The organism is Fluctibacter corallii (assembly GCF_025751585.1).
Classification (GTDB): domain Bacteria; phylum Pseudomonadota; class Gammaproteobacteria; order Enterobacterales; family Alteromonadaceae; genus Fluctibacter_A; species Fluctibacter_A corallii.
On sequence record NZ_JAOWKX010000003.1, the window covers coordinates 102,827 to 122,919 of the forward strand.

Sequence of the window (20,093 nt, forward strand, 5' to 3'; positions counted from 1 at the left end):
TTTTGGTTCTAATAACGGTACATAGGTATAAAATATAAGCCATTTCCTGTTAATTGCTCTGGTATCATTCTGTCTGTGAAGTACATAAAGCATTTATTTATCATTATTTTTTTAGGGCTTACTGTCGGTGCGTCGGCAGTAATTGGTACTTATTTCTATATCAAGCCTGATCTACCCAGTGTAGACGTTCTTAAGGATGTTCGCCTGCAAACACCTATGCGGATTTTTACATCTGACGGGAAGCTGATCTCGCAATATGGTGTGAAACGCCGTATTCCGCTTACCTTAGAGGATGCACCGGAACAATTGATTCAGGCTGTTCTTGCAACAGAAGACAGTCGCTTTTATGAGCACCCAGGTATCGACCCAATCGGTATGACGCGGGCTGTAATGAATCTGATTCTGACCGGTGAAAAAGGGCAAGGCGGTAGTACGCTGACCATGCAATTAGCACGAGGCTTCTTCCTTACGCGTGAGAAAACGTATATTCGTAAACTTCGTGAAATCTTTATCGCGTGGCATATGGAGCAGGTACTGTCTAAAGATGAAATTCTCGAACTGTATTTAAATAAAGTGGAGTTAGGGCATCGTGCTTTTGGCTTTGGTGCAGCCGCGCAGGTGTATTATGGTAAAGATATAAATGAACTCACGTTAGCGCAGATTGCGACTATTGCCGGATTACCAAAAGCGCCGTCTACGCTCAATCCAATTAGTCGACCTGAACGTTCGATCGATCGCCGTCGCGTGGTGTTGGCGCGTATGCTTGATGAAAATTACATCACGCCACAGCAATATCGAGAAGCGGCTGATGCCCCTGTTACTGCGTCTAAACATGGCGCTGAGATTGAATTGGACGCCCCTTATCTCGCTGACCTCATTTACAATGAAATGGTTGAATTGTACGGGAAAGAAGAAGCCGAAACGGGTGGGTATCGTATCTATGCTACTGCATCATCGGAACTACAATATGCAGCCCAACAAGCAGTTAGACAAAATTTACATGATTATGACGAGCGGCACGGATTTCGCGGACCAATAAAGCAGCTTTGGGATGCACCTAGCGCATCGCTTGACGGTGCTAGTCTTACCAATGAACAGAGTAAGTCTAACGATACTATTGCCTCCCCTGTTTGGTCGCATGCAGATATGCTTAATGCGTTAGCCGATATTGATGAGGTAGGTCCTCTTATTCCCGCCGTGGTAACGCGGGTTAGCGAACGTTCCATTATGGTGCTTGAAAAATCAGGTGACTACCGTGTCATTGATTGGGATGGACTGATGTGGGCACGTCCCTATATTAGCGATAGCAAGCAAGGAAAAGATCCTAAATCTGCTGGCGAGATAGTATCTGAAGGTGCTTTGATTTATGTACGTTTTAATGAACAAAAAGACATCTGGCAACTAGCTCAAAAACCAGAAGTCAGTGGTGCTTTTGTTGCGCTCAATCCGACCAATGGCGCTGTTGAAGCTGTGGTTGGCGGATACAGCTTCTATGAGAGTCAGTTTAATCGCGCAACACAGGCCAAACGCCAAGTAGGCTCGAATATAAAGCCATTTATTTATTCAGCAGCATTAGAGCATGGATATACCATTGCAAGTGTTATTAACGATGCGCCAATTAACCAGTGGGATGCGAGATCGGGAGTGGCATGGCGACCGCAAAACTCTCCGCCTCAGTACGACGGCCCTATTCGTATGCGTGTAGCATTGGGTAAATCAAAGAACGTGGTGTCTGTGAGGTTGCTAAGAGCTGTAGGTATCGACAATATGGTTGAGCACCTTATGCAGTTTGGATTTGAGAAAGATGATATTCCCAGAGATGAAACCTTGTCATTGGGTTCTGGCTCTCATACGCCATTAGAAATCGTGACGGCTATGTCTACCATTGCCAATGGTGGTTATGCAATTACGCCTTATTTTATCCAACGCATCGAAGATGAGTTTGGCGACGTATTGTGGCAAGCCAACCCGCCGACTGCATGTGACACTTGCCAGCTGTTTGCGGACGCGTCGGCACAACAGTCTCGTTCAGATGATGCGTTCGCCCCAGTAGCGATGGAAGAACCACCTCAATTAAGTCCGCCAGCTCAACGGGTGATTTCTGCCGAAAACGCGTTTTTAGTGAAAGAAATGATGCGAACTGCCGTACGTGGAAATGGTCGCTGGAGTGACGACAAAGAGCGAAATACGTATTGGCTAGGTACTGGGTGGCGTGCACGAAATATTTTGCAGCGTACAGATCTAGCAGGAAAAACTGGTACTACGAACGATTCTAGAGACGCCTGGTTTAGTGGGTTTGCGCCAGGGTTGGTTGCAACCTCCTGGGTTGGTTTTGATAATATGAGCCGAATGCTTGGGCGTGCGTCAAGAAATCAGAATCTGATTAATGAAAATCCGGAAAAATTCAACTGGATAGGGAATGCCATGATAGGCTCAGAGGATGGTGCAAAAGCTGCCCAGCCTGCTTGGATTCGATTTATGGATAAGGCTTTGGGTGAATTGCCAGAATCGCATCCGCCGATTCCTGAAGGTATTGTAACTGTTAGAATTGATCGTAAGAGCGGTAAATTAACAAAGCGTACCGACAATTCATCTATGTTCGAATATTTTGCAACGGGTACGGAGCCCACAGTGTTTGAAGATAACACTGATTGGATCGATCCATTTGCGACAGAAGACACGCAGCAAGTCAAAGAAGAAGACATTTTCTAGCAAATCTGACCACAAGTGTCGTGAAACTTGGCTAAACTTGCGAGCAAATTAATGTAAAAAGCACAAATTGTGCTGGAAAAGGATTACATGAGTAACAACCAGAACCCACTTTACATCCCCCATGCGGGACCGGCCCTTCTTGAAACGCCGCTATTGAATAAAGGCAGTGCATTTTCTGCAAAAGAACGTGAAACGTTCAACTTAACAGGGCTTCTACCCCCGCGCTACGAAACGATCGAAGAGCAGGTTGAACGTTGTTATATGCAGTATTCGAGTTTTACTGCACCGATCAATAAGCACATTTACTTGCGTTCTATACAAGACAATAACGAAACGCTTTATTACCGTTTGGTTCAGGCGCACATTGATGAAATGATGCCAATCATTTATACGCCTACTGTCGGCGATGCGTGTGAGCAATTCTCAGACATTTATCGTAGTTCGCGCGGCCTGTTCCTGTCTTATACAGACCGTGACCAAATGGATGATATTTTGCGTAATGCCACTAAGCGTAAAGTGAAAGTGATTGTGGTGACTGATGGTGAGCGTATTTTAGGCTTAGGTGACCAAGGCATTGGCGGTATGGGGATTCCTATTGGAAAACTCTCTTTGTACACGGCGTGTGGTGGGATCAGCCCCGCATATACCTTGCCCGTCATGCTTGATGTGGGTACCAACAATGAGAAGTTGCTCAACGACCCAATGTATATGGGCGCACGCCACAAGCGTATTAATCAGCAAGAATATAATGAGTTTGTGAATACTTTTATGGAGTCAGCACAAAAACGTTGGCCGGGTGTCATGATTCAGTTTGAAGATTTCGCGCAACCCAACGCGATGCCATTGCTGAACCGTTATCGTGACAAGGTCTGCTGCTTCAATGATGACATTCAAGGCACGGCTGCTGTGACGGTTGGCTCTATATTGGCTGCCTGTCGCATCAAAGGTGAAAGATTACGAGATCAGAAAGTGGCCTTTGTCGGCGCTGGTTCTGCGGGTTGTGGTATCGCTGAAATGATCATTAAGCAAATGTGCAATGAAGGTTTGTCTGATGAAGAAGCCCGCAAACAGGTCTTCATGGTCGATCGCTTTGGCATGTTAAGTGAAGGCATGGAAGGGCTTCGTGACTTCCAACAAGCTCTGGTGCAAAAACGTGCCGATACTTCGACTTGGCGAATCGCGGGCGAGTATGCGTCGTTATTGGACGTCGTTAGTAATGGAAAGCCTGACATTCTTATTGGTGTTTCTGGCGTGCCGGGGCTATTTACCGAAGACGTTGTGCGTACAATGAAGCAGAACACCACGACGCCAATTATCTTCCCTTTGAGCAACCCTTCCAGACACGTAGAAGCGCGTCCTGAGCAAGTTATTGAGTGGACAGATGGTGACGTTATCATTGCAACGGGCAGTCCATTTAAGCCAGTTGAGTTTGAAGGTAAGGTGTATCCCATCGCGCAGTGCAACAATAGTTATATTTTCCCCGGAATTGGTTTAGGTGTTATTGCGAGTCGTGCCAATCTGATAACGGATGAAATGCTTATGGCAGCCAGTCAGGCATTGGCTGACGCATCACCGTTAGCGAATACAGGTCAAGGTGAACTGCTGCCACCACTAAAAGACATTGCCTCACTTAGCAAAAAGATCGCGTTTGCGGTTGGCAAGATGGCTGAAAAGCAAGGTTTAACGCTAGAGTTACCGGATGACGTATTGCGTGACAGTATAGAAAAGAATTTCTGGACGCCAGATTACCGTCCTTATAAACGCGTTAGTATATAGCCAAGGCTGACTTGATTATCGACAGGGCGCTTTATGCGTCCTTTTTTGTTATCGGGTTTAACTTGTGTATTGCTATGGTTGTGTGTATCACTAGAACGTATCTGTGAGTACGATCCATAGTGTTCAAAACGTGCGTCTTTCATCTACATGAAGGTGAAGCGGTAGTGCTTCACCCAATTTTGTTTTTCACCTTTTAGAAAAGAATGAGTGGGCATTTATAAATGGTACCGTCGCTGGCGACACACTCGTCGAAAAATGCACCGGAATACGCTTGAGAGGTGAAACCCAATAGTGAGATTGCTGCTACAGAAAAAATAACTAACTTCATTTTTTTCATAATTTATTATCCTTAATAAAATGTTATGTCTATTTTTGTTTCTGCATAAAATATGCTCAATCAGATTAGCATTTGAATTTTTATTTAACAATATATTTTGGTGTGAAAATTAACCGGTTTGGTGTTTGGAAAAAGTGAGGAGAGTTGAATGGGGAAGGCTACACTTAACCAACCCTCCTCTAACATCTGTAACGTTAAGTGCAGGAGTGTCATGAAGACCAGAGCATATTACCCTGATAAATTGTTTGATATAACTGACCGAACGTCTAGGTTTTGAGGGGCAATACAAATACCTTTGAGTTACGTTGAAAGTTATAAAGTTGTTGCTTACTTTGAGGAAGTACCGACAGCGGTGCGTCTTCAAAGCCATATTCAATAAACCAATGCGCGGTGACGGTGGTTAGCACAAAAATAGAATCAAGCGCTTGTTCCTGTGCGAGCGCTTTCAAGGCATCCATTAGGCGCTGTCCGCGATTTTTCCCTCGGTAGTCAGGATGCGTCGCGACACAGGCAATTTCACCACAGCGCTCTTCTTTGTAGGGGTACAACGCCGCACAGGCAACAATGGTTCCGTCTCTTTCTATAACGGTAAAGTAGTCTATCTCGGCCTCTAGTCTTTCTCGCGAACGTTTGACTAATACGCCTTGTTCTTCAAGAGGTTTAATTAATTTAAGTATGCCACCGACATCGTCAATGCGAGCCTGACGAAGTTGTTCGTAGTGGCGCTGTGATATCAATGTGCCAGAGCCATCACGACTAAAGAGTTCCTGCAATAGTGCACCATCTTCCTGATAACTCACGTAGTGACAGCGTTCAACGCCTGAGGTTAAGCTAGCTTGAATGGCCTCCAGCAGTAACTGTTGATGTTGCACATGAGGTGAAGCCATAAGCGTATTCAGGCGATAGAAATCGATATTTCTGAGCATTTGCCCTTTTTCGTCGAATAGGCCTTTTTGCTCCCCAAAGAAAATTAATTTATCAGCGTTCAATGCAATGGCGGTTTCCATTGCGACTTCTTCATGTGACAGATTAAACACCTCACCTGTGGGCGAGTAGCCAATGGGGGAAAGCAGTACAATCGAACCATCGTTAAGGTGATCATTTAACCCTGCAACATCGACTCGCCTCACTCGGCCTGTATGCTCATGATCAATGCCATCTTTTACACCAATGGGCCTGGCGACAACCAAATTACCCGAGCACACTCGAATTTGCGCGCCATGCATGGGAGAATTTGCTAACCCCATTGTTAGCAAAGCTTCTACTTGAGAGCGCACCGAACCCGCCGCATCTTTTACAGATTCAAGCGTGTCTTTATTGGTTAATCGCACGCCTTCATGAAAGCGTCCTTCTAACCCTCGTAACGCTATGCGGTGATCGATCTGGGGTCTAGCGCCGTGAACTAGCACCAGACGTACGCCCAAACTATTTAACAAGGCGATGTCGTGGATGATATTGGCAAAATTATCGCACTCCACTGCTTCACCGCTGCATACTAAAACAAAGGTTTTGCCTCTATGTGCATTAATATATGGCGCGGAGTGCCGAAATAACCTGATACTATCGGAGTGAGCCCAGCTACTAACCATTGATTGCGTCCTTAAATACGCGCAGCGCATTTTCGACAGCTGATAACCCCGTGCCACCTAGAATCTTGCGTTTGTTAACAAGAAAATCAAGGTCAAGAATGTCGTAAACATCATCGGCAATCTCAGGGCTGTGAGATTGCAATTCAGTGAGAGACAGTGATTCAATTGCACAGCCTTTTTCGAGCGCGCAAAGCACTACTTTGCCAGTAATATCGTGTGCCGTTCTAAATGGAATTCCTTTCGCCACTAAATAATCTGCCAGCTCTGTTGCATTGGCATAGCCCTGTTGTGCCGCTTCTCGACAGCGCGCTTTATTAAGGGTCATGCTTTCAATCACTTCTTTGGCTATACAAAGACAAATGTGCCATTGATTCATGGTATCAAATAGGCCCTCTTTATCCTCCTGCATGTCTTTGTTATAAGCGAGTGGAAGCCCTTTCATCGTGACTAATAAACTCTGTAAATGACCAAACACACGTCCGCATTTACCCCGCATGAGTTCGAGGGCATCGGGATTTTTCTTTTGCGGCATAAGAGATGAGCCTGAAGTGACGGCGTCTCCTAATTGAATAAACCCAGCCTCGCCTGAATTAAAGAAAATTAGGTCTTCTGCCATACGCGACATGTGCATCATGCTGGTGCTGGCGATAAACAACGTCTCGAGCACATAATCCCGATCTGAGACTGCATCTAAACTGTTTGCGCAAGGCTGGGAAAAGCCAAGGGCATCTGCAATATCGTGTCTGTCGACTGGAAATGTTGTACCTGCCAGCGCGCCCACACCGAGTGGGCAGTGATTGACACGATTAAGCGTATCGTCGATGCGGCTCATATCTCGTAACAGCATCTCGCCATAGGCTAAACACCAGTGTGCATAACGCACTGGTTGCGCACGTTGAAGGTGCGTGTAGCCTGGCATAATCACATCAATATTAGTGTGAGCAGAGTGTGCCAGAGCATGCGCCAATTGTTGTAAATCTTCACGTATCTTTTTCAAGTGTAACCGACACCAAAGGCGAAGGTCTGTTGCCACCTGATCGTTGCGGCTGCGGCCCGTGTGCAGTTTCTTACCTAATTCCCCGATGGCGGCAATCAATTCGGTTTCTACGAAACTATGGATGTCTTCTTCACTTCGCTGGTGGAAGTCAATCTCACCTGCTTTCACCCGAGATAATATCTGTTCTAAGCCGTGCTCAATATGCGACTGCTCCTGCTCTGTTAATACGCCCGCTTTGTGAAGAGCCTGACTCCACACGATGGAGCCACTAATATCTTGCTCTGCCAAGATATGATCAAAGGGTAACGAGTCATTCACTTGCTTGAACATGCTGCTTGTGCCACCGGTAAACCGTCCACCCCAAAGGCTCATGCTTTGTCTCCTTTTTGCATAGCGGCAATGCGGCTAGACAGGCTATACAAACGAATAAACCCTTCTGCATGGCGTTGGTCGTATACATCGTCTGCGCCAAAGGTTGCAAAGTCTTCAGAATATAAGCTGTTGGGCGAACGGCGCTGTGTGACGGTGGCTTGTCCTTTATATAGTTTGACGACAATGTCGCCGGTCACTTGCTTGGCAAATACTTCTGCGCCGGCCAATAGTGACTGTGCCAGCGGCGTAAACCAACGGCCGTCATACATCACATGAGAAAACTCTAACCCTAATTGCTCACGATGTTTGAGTGAGGCTTTATCTAATATCAGGCTTTCAAGTGCCTTATAAGCAGACATTATAACGGTGCCCCCTGGCGTTTCATAACACCCTCTGGATTTCATGCCAACAAGGCGGTTTTCGACAATATCGATGCGACCTACACCGTGCTTTGCCGCGACAGTATTTAGGGTGACAAGCGCCTGATAGGGAGATAGTGATTCGTTGTTTACCTGTTTGAGCTCGCCAGCTTGAAAAGACAGAGTGACATATTCTGGTTTGTCTGGTGCTTGCTCAGGCGATACGGTCATTGTCCAGACCGCTTCGGTAGGCTCGCACCAAGGGTCTTCTAACTCGCCTCCCTCGTGGGAGATGTGCCAGGCATTGGCATCTCGACTGTAGATTTTTGTTGCCGATGCGGTGGTGGGGATGTCTCTTTCAGCTAAGTAGCTCAATAGATCTTCACGAGACACCATGCTCCATTCACGCCACGGTGCGATAACGGTTAAATCAGGTGCAAGTGCGGCAAACGCACCTTCAAAGCGAACTTGGTCGTTCCCTTTGCCGGTACATCCATGGCATAACGCATCAGCGCCGACTTTTCTGGCAACCTCTACTTGCGCTTTTGCGATAATGGGGCGCGCCATTGATGTACCAAGCAAATATTGACCTTCGTACACTGCACCTGTTTTGATGGTGGGGTAAATGTATTCCTCAACGAATGCGTCCTTCAAATCGACAATGTGACACGCTGAGGCTCCTGAGCGAATCGCTTTGTCGTGCAGCCCTTCCAGCTCTTCCTCACCTTGCCCAACATCGGCAGCAAAGGCAATGACGTCGCAGTCATAATTTTCTTTTAACCAAGGGATAATGGCGGACGTATCTAAACCGCCAGAGTAGGCGAGTACTACTTTATTAATCGAAGATTTAGCCATGAGCAAGTTCCTTAAATTCGTTGTTGAGTAAGTGTAGTAGTACAGCATTTTGGCCATGCATGCGGTTTTCGGCCTGTTGCATTATTCGTGATGCTGGGCTGTCGATTAGCGTGCCTGTGATTTCCAGATCGCGATGGGCGGGTTGGCAATGCATCACAATCGACGCGCCACTATCGCTCATAAGGGCTTCGTTTACCTGAAATGGCATAAACATAGACTTGATTTGTTCTAAAGGTGTGTCGTCGCCCATCGAAATCCATGTGTCGGTGTAAATAGCATCGACGTGTTTTACGTCATGTATATTGTGTGTAACTGTAAGGTGCCCGCCTTTGGTGGCGAGTATGTCTTGCGCCCAATCTACGAGGCGTTTATCAGGCGCACGACCTTCTGGTGTGGCGATAATCATATTAACGCCCATGTGTGCTGCAACGATCATCAATGAATGTGTGACGTTATTACCATCTCCCACATACGCGAGCGTTTTGCCGTGAAGTTCGCCGATACTTTCTTTTAGGGTGATAAAATCTGCCAGTGCCTGACAAGGATGGTATTGATCGCACAGTGCGTTAATTACTGGCACATGAGTATGGCTAGCAAGGGTTTCTAAGGTGCTATGGCGATTTACTCTGGCAATGATACCTTGTGCCCAGCAGCCGAAGTTGGCCGCCATATCTTGTATATCTTCTCGTCCCGCCAGTTTGCCGCCTTGGCTATCTAAATACACCATGTGCCCGCCGAGTTTTTGGATGCCAATATCGAAACTGACTCGCGTGCGCAAAGAGGGTTTTTCGAAAAAGGCAATTAATGCATTTCCCTCCAATGCGTTGGCGTATTTTTGTGGATGATGCTTGGTGTCGATGGCTAAATTAATCAGCCCTTTGACGGTGTCTGTCGACCAGTTTTTAAACGTCAGTAAATCTTGTTTCACGTTCTGTCCTGCTTACCTTAGTGAGGTGAAATGGTGGTACCGGCAGTCTTGTCGAGACTGCGAGAGATAATGTTTGGCGCTTGCCAACTGCCAATAGTGACGGGTTGCCCCAATTGTTTGGCTGCGTTGAGTGCTGCATTGACTTTGACAGCCATGCCATCGCGAATCACGCCTTGTTCAATTAACGTTTGAATATCCGCTTGATTTAATTTGCGTATAGGCATTTTCTGGTTGTCTAATACACCCTCTACATCTGAGAGCAGTAGCAAACGTGCATTGAGTACCGACGCGACAGCGACAGCGGCGTCATCGGCATTGACGTTCAGCAATGCACCATGAGCGCTGCACCCGATAGAGCTAACAATGGGGAAGAAATCGTCGCTACACAGCGTTTGAAGTAATTTCTTATTCCCCGACATAACGGTGCCTACCGCGCCATGTTTATTTGAAAACTGCTGACAGGTTGTCATGTTGCCGTCTGCTAAACTGATTCCAACTGCTGCCATACCCGATTGACGCGCCAATGCCACTAGGCTTTTGTTGGCTGTTCCCGCCAACGCACCCACCACATAAGGGAGGTGTTCTTGTGGGGTAACCCGTAAACCGTCAACCTTTTGTGTGTCTAAATTCAATTCGTCCATGAGTCGTTGCACATGATTACCGCCCCCATGTACCAGCACAATATGATGATCTTGCTGCTGCGCTTTGAGGGCATCAAAAAACAATGCGGCTTTATCAGGAGCATCTATAAATGCGCCGCCAACCTTCACCACAATAACGGGGCGTGAAGGTCGATTTTGTCGTGGTTTAGAGGTATGTGCTATGTCCATAATCCGGTTCCTACGTCAAAGCCAAAGCTATGGTTAGCGCATTGCAGCGCTTGGGTTGCCGCGCCCTTAAGAAGGTTGTCGATGGCGCTTGTTATTACTCCGTAACCCGCCTCTTCATCGATTTGCCAATGAAGCTGGCAAAATGGTGTATTTACAACGTCGTCGAGTCTGGGACTATGGGGCATGCACAATACACCGCGATTATGTTGGTAAGCGTCTTTAAAGGCTTGGTTGACGGCTTCTGAGGTGACGTTGTTGTTAAGCTTGACGGTTACAGTTGCCAATATGCCACGTTTGAAATTGCCCAAATGTGGCGTAAAAATCACATCTGTATGTAAGTGCTCGCTAATTTCGGGCTGATGACGATGGCTCAATATTCCATAAGCTTGCAAGCTGACTTCGCACACGCTGGTGTTTATGTTTGCTTTACGCCCTGCGCCACTCACTCCCGATGTCGCATTAATAATCGGCCTAAAGGCTGCGTCTAACAATTGCTGGTTTTGAAGTGGTTTTAATGCCAATAGTGAGGCTGTTGGGTAGCACCCTGGAACGGCAACAAGCTGACTTTGCGCAATCGCGTGTTGGTTCCAGTCAATGAGTCCGTAAGCCGCAGTTTGCTGAATCTGCTGATGAGCATGTGAAAATCCATAAGCCTGTTCGAAGGTATGCATATTTGAGAGTCTAAACGCGCCAGATAAATCAAACACCTTTGCTCTACCTGAGAGTAATAATGGCATCCAGTCATGGCTGGCTTCATGAGGGGTGGCTAAAAATATCGCATCCATCGTATCGCCAAGTTGACTAAGAAACGATGGAAGTTCTGACGCATCAGGAAGTGGCGTTAATGCCAGCGCGGTTTGCGCTATAAAAGAGGGATGAATGTCTGCCAGTGCCTTATTTGCGTCTTGGCTCCCGTGAGAGACAAATAAATCGGTAACGTCGAAATGAGGATGCAATAAAAGCCAACGAACTAATTCAGCTCCCGTATAGCCACTGGCGCCAATGACGCAGCAACGCATTTTTATCGTCATGTGTGTTATCTCTAATAAAAAAGATTAATAAAAAGATAGTCGAAATAAAAAGCACTCTCCGCCCATGAAAACCCAAATAGCATGAGCTGAGAGTGGGCTATGCAATAAAAATAGACTCGGTTCGTCGCTTTACTGCTTTTGCATAGCAAGGCAGGGAATTCGTGTGTACAGTTAATGAAACTCGGTGCATGTTTTCCAATTTGTGCATAGTGATAAAGTCATTGGTATCTAGCATGCCATGTGATATATAAATATGCAATAAAACTGAATAAATATATTTATTAAATTTTTATGAAAAATTTGTCTTTTATTGATTTGTATAAGCGTATCATTGCAGTCCCATCCATCAGTTCTGAAAAGGAATACTTGGATCAAAGTAATCTGGCAATCATTGATTTACTTAGCCAGCAATTTGCAGAGTATGGGTTTAACATAAGTATTCAAAAGGTGCCAGAGACACGAAGCAAGTACAATATGTTAGCGAGGATAGGAACGGGCGAGGGCGGCCTGTTGCTGTCAGGGCATTCAGACACAGTGCCATTTGATGAGGGCAAGTGGCTGCAAGATCCCTTCATGCTGCGCCACGCAGATAATCGTCTGTATGGATTGGGCGCGTGTGATATGAAAGGGTTCTTTGCATTTATACTTGAAGCGCTGAAAACGGTTCCTTTACATCAATTAAAAAAGCCGTTGTATATATTGGCCACAGCCGACGAAGAAACCTCAATGGCGGGCGCACGCTTTTTTTCAGAGCAGCAGCTTATAAAGCCAGATATGGCAATTATTGGCGAACCCACCGAGTTGAAACCCATCGCTAAACATAAAGGTCATATTGCGCATAGTTTGTCTGTAACGGGACAAGCTGGGCATTCTAGCGACCCCGCAAAGGGAGTGAATGCAATTGAAATCATGCATAAGGCGATTGGCGCGTTGATTGACTTAAAACAGCAGCTTGAGCATGCTGAGCAAGATACTGATTTTACGGTTTCTCACACAACGCTTAACCTTGGACATATTCACGGTGGCGACGGAGAAAACCGTATATGTGGCCATTGCCAGTTAAATTTTGATATGCGTGCTGTTCCCGTTGTCGAAGATGAAGATGCCATATTGCGTGTAGATGATGCATTGAAAGGTGTGGTCGAGCACTATCCCGGACGCATTGAACGACGCCTTATGTACCCAACCGCACCAGCCTTCGCCTGTAAAAACGAATATGGCATTATTGAACTTGCTGAGTCGCTAACAGGGTTCTCTGCAACCAGTGCAAATTATGCGACCGAAGGGCCATTTATTAATCGCTTGGGCTGCGATACGTTAATCTTAGGACCAGGCAGTATTACGCAAGCGCACCAGCCCAATGAATATATTTCATTGTCTTATGTGGATCCGACGGTCACACTGTTGCAAAAGATGATAAAGCGAGTCTGCTTTTAGAAAGGTGTGGCGAGTGTTGACGTAACGAGGCCAAACTAACGCAGAAAATGCTGAGTTGAGTAAATTGATGTAGAGGATGTAGGGATGAAAAAAACGATTGCGCTGGTGGCGCATGATCATAAAAAGCAAGCGCTGTTAAGCTGGATAGAGAACCACAAATCAAAGCTTGAATGTCATGATTTAGTCGCCACAGGGACGACGGGAGGGCTGATTCAGGATAAGCTCAATTTATCGGTTTATCGTTATAAAAGCGGCCCGTTAGGTGGCGACCAGCAAATTGGTGCCCTTATTGCGGAAAATAAACTAGACTGTCTGGTGTTTTTTTGGGACCCGCTTAACCCTGCACCTCATGATCCCGATGTTAAAGCGTTGCTCAGGTTATGTTCTGTGTGGAATGTGCCCGTAGCATGTAATCCATCTACTGCTGATATGTTGATTACATCTCCGCTTTTTAACGACCCAGATTACAAGCGCATACAGCCCAGTTATTAATGGCCAATCAGGTAAAGGATAACTCGAATGGAAATGCTCGCGCCTATTGCAGATAAAATGACCGAAGATGAAATCATCGAGCGTTACGACAATATCATTCAACCGTTTTGGCTTGAGACCGTCAAAACGGGTATGTTTGTCGGTTTGCGCGAGGCCGAAATACATTACGCATACGTGACTCATCCGGCTGCAAGGGGGGCGGTGGCAATATCGAGTGGAAGAATAGAGTCGCTGATCAAATACAAAGAAGTGGTGTATGACTTGTATCAAGCCGGTTATTCGGTGTTTATTCATGATCACCGTGGTCAAGGGCTCTCATCACGACTCACTACCAATCCTCATCAAGGTTATGTTGATAGCTTTAAAGACTATGTGGACGATTTCAATGTGTTCTATGAACGCGTTATTTCGCCTAACACCACAATAAAACCCATGTTGTTGTGTCACTCAATGGGCAGCGCAATCGGCGCGTTATATTTATTGGCCCATCCACAGAATTTCAGTCGCGTTGTCTTTTGTGCACCCATGTTTGGCATTCGTCCCGCGTTACCTCATTGGGTTGCAAAAACGTTGATTCGAAGTCATTTAACCCTGAATAAGATGCTTTCTTCTGACCCATGGTATTTTTGGGGGCAAGGAGATTATCAAGAGCACGATTTTGTGACAAACGTGCTTACTCATAGCGAAAGTCGTTACTGCATTTTTCGTGACGAATACCGTGAAAATCCAAATGTGTTTTTGGGGGGCGTAACCGGCATTTGGTTACGCGAAGCAGTGCATGCGATGAATGCCGTGAAGCGCGACGCGCATCGACTCAAGCTGCCAGTATTATTGCTTCAAGCTGGAGCTGATAAAGTGGTAGATAATCGCGCACAATTACAGGTGGCCAATTCATTACCTCATTGCCAACTGGTCAAAGTAGAAAATGCCCGCCATGAAATACTGATGGAGTCAGAACAATACCGAGCTCCAACATTAAAGCGAATTCTTTCGTTTTTAGCTGAGTAAAAAGGGAATATCTCTACTACTTCACACTAAGCACTGCCTTTTTCCATGGTTTTAGGCGGATCACACTTTCAACCAGTAGCGAGATGAAGATTAGGTTAAATGTCCATTGAATAGGCAAGAATAAATTGTAAACAATGAGTGTATTAAAGTGAAGAATATGACGAACGCCATATTCAATTACCATTAATAAAATCAGCCAGAAGTAACAATAACTATGAAACAGAAAGAATTTATCATAAATACTCAAGCTAATAAAACTATAATGCTTTCCATGTAAAATATTGAGCTTCGTTTTAATTGTTTTAATAATAAGGGTATTTATAAATGCGCAATGAATATACCAAGTTATATCTGGGCGATAAATTTCTTTTAAATACCAGATTATCTCCATTGATATTGCCGAAAAAATGATCATATACATCATTGTCATTACATAATTTTTAGCTAAAAAATGTACGGATATCAAGGCGGAGATATAAAGAGCCATTGAAATTTCAAAAGAACTATCTTTTAAAATTACAAAAGCGAACTCGTTTATTAATAGTGATGCTGAATAAAGTAAGCTGGTAAATACAAGGTCTTTATCTCTTCTTGCAATAAAGGATATACTCAAAACGGCTATCAAATTAAATTTATCGTGATTGTCTGCGTCACTATATAAAACCATAAAAATCGCATACAGGAAGAAAAGCATTCCAATAACAATAAATAGTGAGATAAATGAAACCCCTCTCTCGACACTGGTCGTAATTTTCGGTTTCATTTCTATAGTCTCAGTAGTGCTGCTTTGGCCTGCATTCTGCCAAACTAACATAGCTGATTTCGATAGAGCTTGGTGAGGCGCGGTTTTACCTTCTTCAATCGCCTGAATTAAGTAAACGCCCACATTTAGCCTTTCAGCGAGCGCCTCTTGTGATAACCCTGCATTGATGCGTTTTGCTTTTAGCTCTTCAGATAATAATGTCATAACTACGTGGTACTTGGTTGTGAGAGTGAAAACATGCTATTTCCAGAGTTTGTCTCGAATTATCGCATCTATAATTAATGTAATAAAGATAATTGAAAAAGCTAAATTTATTATCCAGTAGCCAAAGTAAAATATAAATACCTCGTAGCCTATGATATGTCTTACTCCATATTCAAGAGAGCATAACGTCGTCATTACTAATAAAAGGTTAGAAAAGTAAAAGTAAACTTTATCATAAAATCTAAGTTCAGATATGGTCCTATGCTTTTTAAATAATATGTATTCTTTTGTCTTTAAGAAATAAATAGTTGCTAGATTTGATAACGTTATCCAAGTGAACCATGCGATTTTGGGTGAGTCATATTCCGTTATATACCACCAAGATTCTAGACCGATATTAACAAGAAAATGACAGAGCACTAGAAATTTAATTGTATTATTCTTCAATAAAGGAATAACTAATAATGTCAATATATAAATGATAGCGTTAAAGGTAAAGTTTTCCGAATTTAATAAGGCAGAAAACATAATATCATTAGGGGCTAGCGTTAGAGCGTAAAGAGTACATGTGAAAAAAATGCTTTTATTTCTTCGACCTATAACAGCACAGGCTAGAACAGTAATTAGTACCGCTCTGTCCAATTTTATTGCATCATTGTATAAATGATAAAAAATAGAAAAAATAAATAGTATTATAGAAAGTATAAACAGTTTGGAAATCAATGAAATTGGCAGCAATAAACTTTGATGACCCGACGAAAATTCGGAATTATTTGGCAAAGTATACCATGACGAAATTTTTGATTTAGAAAATGCTTGGTGAGGATCGGTTTTACCTTCTTCAATCGCCTGAATTAAGTAAACGCCGACATTTAGCCTTTCAGCGAGCGCCTCTTGTGATAACCCTGCATCAATGCGTTTTGCTTTTAGTTGTTCAGATAATAATGTCATAACTACGTGGTGCTGCTTGGTTGTGAGAGTGAAAACATGCTACTTCCAGAGCTTGTGGCGGATTATACTTTCAACTAGGAGCAAGATGAAGATTAGGCTAAATACTCCTTGTATGTATGGATACGCGTAATGAATATTGAGTGTATGGTAATGAAGAATATGTCGAATACCATACTCAATCACTACTAATAAAATTAGTAGGAAATAGAAATAGTAATGAAATAGAAAAAATTTGTCATACAGTTTTAAATCAGAAAACCTAAAATTCTTTTTGTAAAGGAGTTTAGGCTTTTGTTTAATTAGACTAATAACAATGATATCTATAAATATACAATGTATATACCATGTTATGCTTGGCCTACTATATTCCTCTAAGTACCAATACAGTTCCATTGATACAACTAAAAAAACAGTTAAAAATATTATTTTTTTTAACAGGTTTCTAGTTAAAAAATGTGCCGAAAGTAGCGTAAAAATATAAATGGTTATTGATAACTCCAATGAACTGTTTATTAATATTGGAAAGAGTAAGTCGTTTATAACAAGTAGTGCAGAGCAAAGTAGACATGTGAAAACTAGATCTCGGTCTTTTCTTGCAATAAATCCTAAACTTAATATCGTTATTAGAATAACTCTATCATTATTGACTGGATTACTATGGGATAAAATGAAAACTAAGAGTAGAAAAGCTACTATGCCTACAACAATAAGTGAGCTACAAAAAGAGACTGCCATTGCGATAGTGGAGGTAATATTTGACCTGATCTGCATAACGCCAGACGGGTTCCTTCGGCATGCAGTCCCCCAAACTACCATAGCTGATTTCGATAGTGCTTGGTGAGGAGAGGTTTCACCCTCTTCAATCGCCTGAATTAAGTATACGCCCACATTTAGCCTTTCAGCGAGCGCCTCTTGTGACAAACCCGCATTGATACGCCTTGCTTTTAATTCTTCAGATAACATCTACAGCTCGTCACCTAGTTTTATGTAATACATGGCTAACATACTCAAAATGACCTTTCCCCGAGATTAATACCAATCTCTCGATGAGATTTTTCATATTATGCTGCCCGTTTTGCATACTCAACAGGCGGTAAATAATTCAGTGAACTGTGTGGTCGAATATGGTTGTAATGGTCACGCCACAGATCAATTTCATACTTTGCTTCTTCAATCGTTCTGAACCAGTGTTGATTCAGACATTCATTCCTGAATTTTCCATTGAGACTTTCCACAAAGGCATTTTGTGTTGGTTTACCTGGCTGAATAAACCCAAGCTCTACTCCTGACTCTTTGCTCCAGAAGAACATAGCTATACTAGTGAATTCCGTACCATTGTCGCAAATCACTTTCCTTGGTTTACCACGTTGCTCAATTAACTGACTCAGAAAACGAGCTACCTGCCTGCCGCTGATGGAAACAGAGACTAACTGGCCCACCATCTCTCGCGAGTAATCATCAACCACATTGAGTACGCGGAAACGCCTTCCATTGGCCAATTGGTCGGATACAAAGTCCATCGACCAACGCTCATTCGCTGCGGTTGGCACCTCCATCGGCTGCCTGGGGCGCGTCAACTTCTTACGCTTCTTGGTTCTGACCTGCAATACTTCTTCGGTATACAACCGATAAGTACGCTTCCGGTTGATGACCAAGCCTTCACCTTTGAGCAGGCCATGCAACATCAGATAGCCATACCGTGGATACTGCGACGCAAGCTCCTTGAGCCTTGTTCTGATAGGAACATCGCCCTTGTCCTTACGCTGATAGCGAAACGCTGTCCTACTCACGCCAGCTAGCCTGCACGCAACACGCTCACTCAGTTTGAATGTCTCCATCAAGTGGCGGGCAACGGGCTTTCTTGCAGCTGGCTTCACCACTTTTTTGACAACGCATCCTTCATGGCTTCGACTTCCAACAACTTGTCAGCCAGCATCTTCTTGAACTTATTGTTCTCTGACTCTAGCTCCTTGAGTCGCTTGGCTTCGTTTACCTCAAGTCCCGCGTATTTGCTTCGCCAGTTATAAAACGTGCCGGTGGATATGCCCATATCACGACAGATGTCGTCAACCTTGGCTCCGGCTTCATGCTGCTTGATGGCTTTTATGATTTGTTCTTCGCTGTAACGTTTCTTCATCTTAAGATCTCCATTGTCTCCAGTTTATTGGAAATCTCATCAATGTCATGGTGTTAAATTTGGGGGAAAGGGTCAAAAAGTATCTTGTCTATTTGAAATGCTTATGGTGTTGGCAAATTAAGTATTCTCTCATTGCTAGTTTTAAAATAATTAAATTCAGCGAATAGCTGAAGTTGTAGTGGTCGGGGCATCTTGGTCACTACAAGTAGAAATATTAAAAAATTATAACGCACACTTCAGATTTATCGGATATTGTTATCAACATTTTTTATACCCTCAGCTTGCGCTCCTTTTAGGAAGTTAGGGATAAATACTCTTTTCGCCAGAGCTGGTAAAGATATGTTTTCCTCATAGCTTTTTGTCTTAGAAAAAACGTGATAAAACAGCGCCGCTATAAATGAAAATAGATAAAGACTTGCAACGTAACTATATGATGTGTGTAAAAATACCGAATCTATTTTTCCAATATGTCTCAATATATATTCTATTATCACAATGAAAATTAGAGGTTGATAAAATGCCATAAACCTTAATATTATTTTATCAAATACGTGTTTTTCAACCCTTCCTTGGGGGGTGATGGATATATATTTTCTTTCAATTAAAGTGGTGACAATTAAACATTCAGCTGATACATAAAGATACCAAGATATAAAAGGCGACGGATATTCATTCAAATACCAGTAAGTCTCAGTAGTAAGAGCGGTTAGTAGCGTAATGAGGTAAATTGGCGAATAACGGCATTTTCTACATAAAATGTAGGCAAGCATGCTTATCACGTAAAGCAAAATTTTAGGAAGATAATTTCTAAAATTGTCCACATAATCTACCACTAAAAAAGAAAAGATAATATCATTGATTACTTTAATGATAATGATTATAAATGCGGTGGCTATAAAGTGTGGGTCTTTTCGTCCTACGTAGGCTAAAACCATAACTAATAATAGGCTTACACGATCGGGATTTATACGAAAGTTGTACTCTGATGTAACATCATATGCCTGTATATGTGAAAAAAAAGCCAAAAAAAAGAATAAGAATAGAAGCAACCAAACGCTAAAATTTATGGCCTTTGTTAAAGCATTTGAATTGCGTGTTGATTGATGGGATAAACTTAACCAGAGAGTTAAGGTCTTTGATGGTAATGCGGCTTTGGCATCTATAGTGCCTACCTCTATGCTTTCAATCAGATAAATACTGATATTAAGTCGGTCTGCCAGTTCTTTTTGTGATAATCCTGCATTCTTTCTTATATTTTTCAGCGTTAAGTGAGAAGCGTTACGGCTATTCAATGTTTTCTGGTCCTGTTTCCTTG

At 43.5% G+C, this 20,093-nt stretch carries 17 protein-coding genes; 5 read left to right on the top strand and 12 right to left on the bottom strand.

Annotated features, from left to right (window positions below):
• Positions 1–75: 75 nt before the first annotated feature.
• Entirely contained in the window at positions 76–2,712 is a 2,637-nt protein-coding gene (locus tag OE749_RS06710; RefSeq protein ID WP_263711624.1) for a penicillin-binding protein 1A, read from the top strand.
• 87 nt (positions 2,713–2,799) lie between these two features.
• The gene (locus OE749_RS06715) at positions 2,800–4,488 is read left to right on the top strand and encodes an NAD-dependent malic enzyme (RefSeq protein WP_263711625.1); all 1,689 of its coding nucleotides are present in this window, start codon (positions 2,800–2,802) and stop codon (positions 4,486–4,488) included.
• Positions 4,489–4,681: 193 nt separating this feature from the next.
• Here the strand turns inward: OE749_RS06715 and OE749_RS06720 are convergent, their stop codons facing one another.
• The 7 genes from OE749_RS06720 to argC form a co-directional block, all read right to left on the bottom strand.
• Positions 4,682–4,825 carry a hypothetical protein gene (locus OE749_RS06720; protein ID WP_263711626.1) on the bottom strand — a complete coding sequence of 48 codons (144 nt, stop codon included), beginning with the start codon at positions 4,823–4,825 and terminating at the stop codon, positions 4,682–4,684.
• A 266-nt stretch (positions 4,826–5,091) separates the two neighbouring features.
• On the bottom strand, positions 5,092–6,414 hold the full coding sequence (gene argA, locus OE749_RS06725; RefSeq protein WP_263711627.1) for an amino-acid N-acetyltransferase: 1,323 nt from the start codon (positions 6,412–6,414) through the stop codon (positions 5,092–5,094).
• Positions 6,407–7,783, bottom strand: coding sequence for an argininosuccinate lyase (gene argH, locus OE749_RS06730; RefSeq protein WP_263711628.1), 1,377 nt, complete (start codon positions 7,781–7,783; stop codon positions 6,407–6,409). Before argH ends, argA begins: the two co-directional genes overlap by 8 nt.
• On the bottom strand, positions 7,780–8,997 hold the full coding sequence (locus OE749_RS06735; protein WP_263711629.1) for an argininosuccinate synthase: 1,218 nt from the start codon (positions 8,995–8,997) through the stop codon (positions 7,780–7,782). Before OE749_RS06735 ends, argH begins: the two co-directional genes overlap by 4 nt.
• Complete coding sequence (locus tag OE749_RS06740) at positions 8,990–9,925, bottom strand: ornithine carbamoyltransferase (protein ID WP_263711630.1); 936 nt, start codon at positions 9,923–9,925, stop codon at positions 8,990–8,992. Before OE749_RS06740 ends, OE749_RS06735 begins: the two co-directional genes overlap by 8 nt.
• Before the next feature lie 17 nt (positions 9,926–9,942).
• Positions 9,943–10,755 (bottom strand): acetylglutamate kinase, encoded by an 813-nt coding sequence (argB, locus tag OE749_RS06745; protein WP_263711632.1) that lies wholly within the window; start codon positions 10,753–10,755, stop codon positions 9,943–9,945.
• A complete protein-coding gene (gene argC, locus OE749_RS06750) occupies positions 10,746–11,786 on the bottom strand; it encodes an N-acetyl-gamma-glutamyl-phosphate reductase (RefSeq protein WP_263711633.1) in 1,041 nt (346 codons plus the stop codon). Before argC ends, argB begins: the two co-directional genes overlap by 10 nt.
• Before the next feature lie 291 nt (positions 11,787–12,077).
• Here argC and argE point away from each other — a divergent pair, with 291 nt between their 5' ends.
• The 3 genes from argE to OE749_RS06765 all read left to right on the top strand — a co-directional run bounded on the left by argE (position 12,078) and on the right by OE749_RS06765 (position 14,723).
• Positions 12,078–13,223 carry an acetylornithine deacetylase gene (gene argE / locus OE749_RS06755; protein ID WP_263711634.1) on the top strand — a complete coding sequence of 382 codons (1,146 nt, stop codon included), beginning with the start codon at positions 12,078–12,080 and terminating at the stop codon, positions 13,221–13,223.
• A gap of 84 nt (positions 13,224–13,307) precedes the next feature.
• Positions 13,308–13,715: a methylglyoxal synthase gene (locus tag OE749_RS06760; RefSeq protein ID WP_263711635.1), complete on the top strand. Its 408-nt coding sequence runs from the start codon at positions 13,308–13,310 to the stop codon at positions 13,713–13,715.
• Between the two features lie 27 nt (positions 13,716–13,742).
• Positions 13,743–14,723, top strand: coding sequence for an alpha/beta fold hydrolase (locus OE749_RS06765; RefSeq protein WP_263711636.1), 981 nt, complete (start codon positions 13,743–13,745; stop codon positions 14,721–14,723).
• Between the two features lie 16 nt (positions 14,724–14,739).
• Here OE749_RS06765 and OE749_RS06770 read toward each other — a convergent pair whose 3' ends face one another.
• From OE749_RS06770 to OE749_RS06785, 5 genes are all read right to left on the bottom strand, one after another.
• Positions 14,740–15,690: a helix-turn-helix domain-containing protein gene (locus tag OE749_RS06770; protein ID WP_263711637.1), complete on the bottom strand. Its 951-nt coding sequence runs from the start codon at positions 15,688–15,690 to the stop codon at positions 14,740–14,742.
• A gap of 36 nt (positions 15,691–15,726) precedes the next feature.
• Positions 15,727–16,641, bottom strand: a complete 915-nt coding sequence (locus tag OE749_RS06775) for a helix-turn-helix domain-containing protein (protein WP_263711639.1) — start codon at positions 16,639–16,641, stop codon at positions 15,727–15,729.
• Between the two features lie 39 nt (positions 16,642–16,680).
• A complete protein-coding gene (locus tag OE749_RS18605) occupies positions 16,681–17,604 on the bottom strand; it encodes a helix-turn-helix domain-containing protein (RefSeq protein WP_404828140.1) in 924 nt (307 codons plus the stop codon).
• A 98-nt stretch (positions 17,605–17,702) separates the two neighbouring features.
• Positions 17,703–18,778 (bottom strand): IS3 family transposase gene (locus OE749_RS06780; protein WP_263711641.1). Its coding sequence is split into 2 segments (ribosomal slippage): positions 17,703–18,535 and positions 18,535–18,778, totalling 1,077 coding nucleotides; the frame shifts between segments, so codons are not numbered across the junction.
• Positions 18,779–19,020: 242 nt separating this feature from the next.
• Positions 19,021–20,070, bottom strand: coding sequence for a helix-turn-helix domain-containing protein (locus OE749_RS06785; RefSeq protein ID WP_263711642.1), 1,050 nt, complete (start codon positions 20,068–20,070; stop codon positions 19,021–19,023).
• Between the last annotated feature and the right edge of the window lie 23 nt (positions 20,071–20,093).

What these genes read in the sequence shown, in the direction of transcription:
- OE749_RS06715 (WP_263711625.1), top strand. Translation starts at nt 2,800, where the DNA reads ATGAGTAACAACCAGAACCCACTTTACATCCCCCATGCGGGACCGGCC.
- OE749_RS06720 (WP_263711626.1), bottom strand. Translation starts at nt 4,825, where the DNA reads ATGAAAAAAATGAAGTTAGTTATTTTTTCTGTAGCAGCAATCTCACTA.
- argA (WP_263711627.1), bottom strand. Translation starts at nt 6,414, where the DNA reads ATGGTTAGTAGCTGGGCTCACTCCGATAGTATCAGGTTATTTCGGCAC.
- argH (WP_263711628.1), bottom strand. Translation starts at nt 7,783, where the DNA reads ATGAGCCTTTGGGGTGGACGGTTTACCGGTGGCACAAGCAGCATGTTC.
- OE749_RS06735 (WP_263711629.1), bottom strand. Translation starts at nt 8,997, where the DNA reads ATGGCTAAATCTTCGATTAATAAAGTAGTACTCGCCTACTCTGGCGGT.
- argB (WP_263711632.1), bottom strand. Translation starts at nt 10,755, where the DNA reads ATGGACATAGCACATACCTCTAAACCACGACAAAATCGACCTTCACGC.
- argC (WP_263711633.1), bottom strand. Translation starts at nt 11,786, where the DNA reads ATGACGATAAAAATGCGTTGCTGCGTCATTGGCGCCAGTGGCTATACG.
- argE (WP_263711634.1), top strand. Translation starts at nt 12,078, where the DNA reads ATGAAAAATTTGTCTTTTATTGATTTGTATAAGCGTATCATTGCAGTC.
- OE749_RS06760 (WP_263711635.1), top strand. Translation starts at nt 13,308, where the DNA reads ATGAAAAAAACGATTGCGCTGGTGGCGCATGATCATAAAAAGCAAGCG.
- OE749_RS06765 (WP_263711636.1), top strand. Translation starts at nt 13,743, where the DNA reads ATGGAAATGCTCGCGCCTATTGCAGATAAAATGACCGAAGATGAAATC.
- OE749_RS06770 (WP_263711637.1), bottom strand. Translation starts at nt 15,690, where the DNA reads ATGACATTATTATCTGAAGAGCTAAAAGCAAAACGCATCAATGCAGGG.
- OE749_RS06775 (WP_263711639.1), bottom strand. Translation starts at nt 16,641, where the DNA reads ATGACATTATTATCTGAACAACTAAAAGCAAAACGCATTGATGCAGGG.
- OE749_RS18605 (WP_404828140.1), bottom strand. Translation starts at nt 17,604, where the DNA reads ATGTTATCTGAAGAATTAAAAGCAAGGCGTATCAATGCGGGTTTGTCA.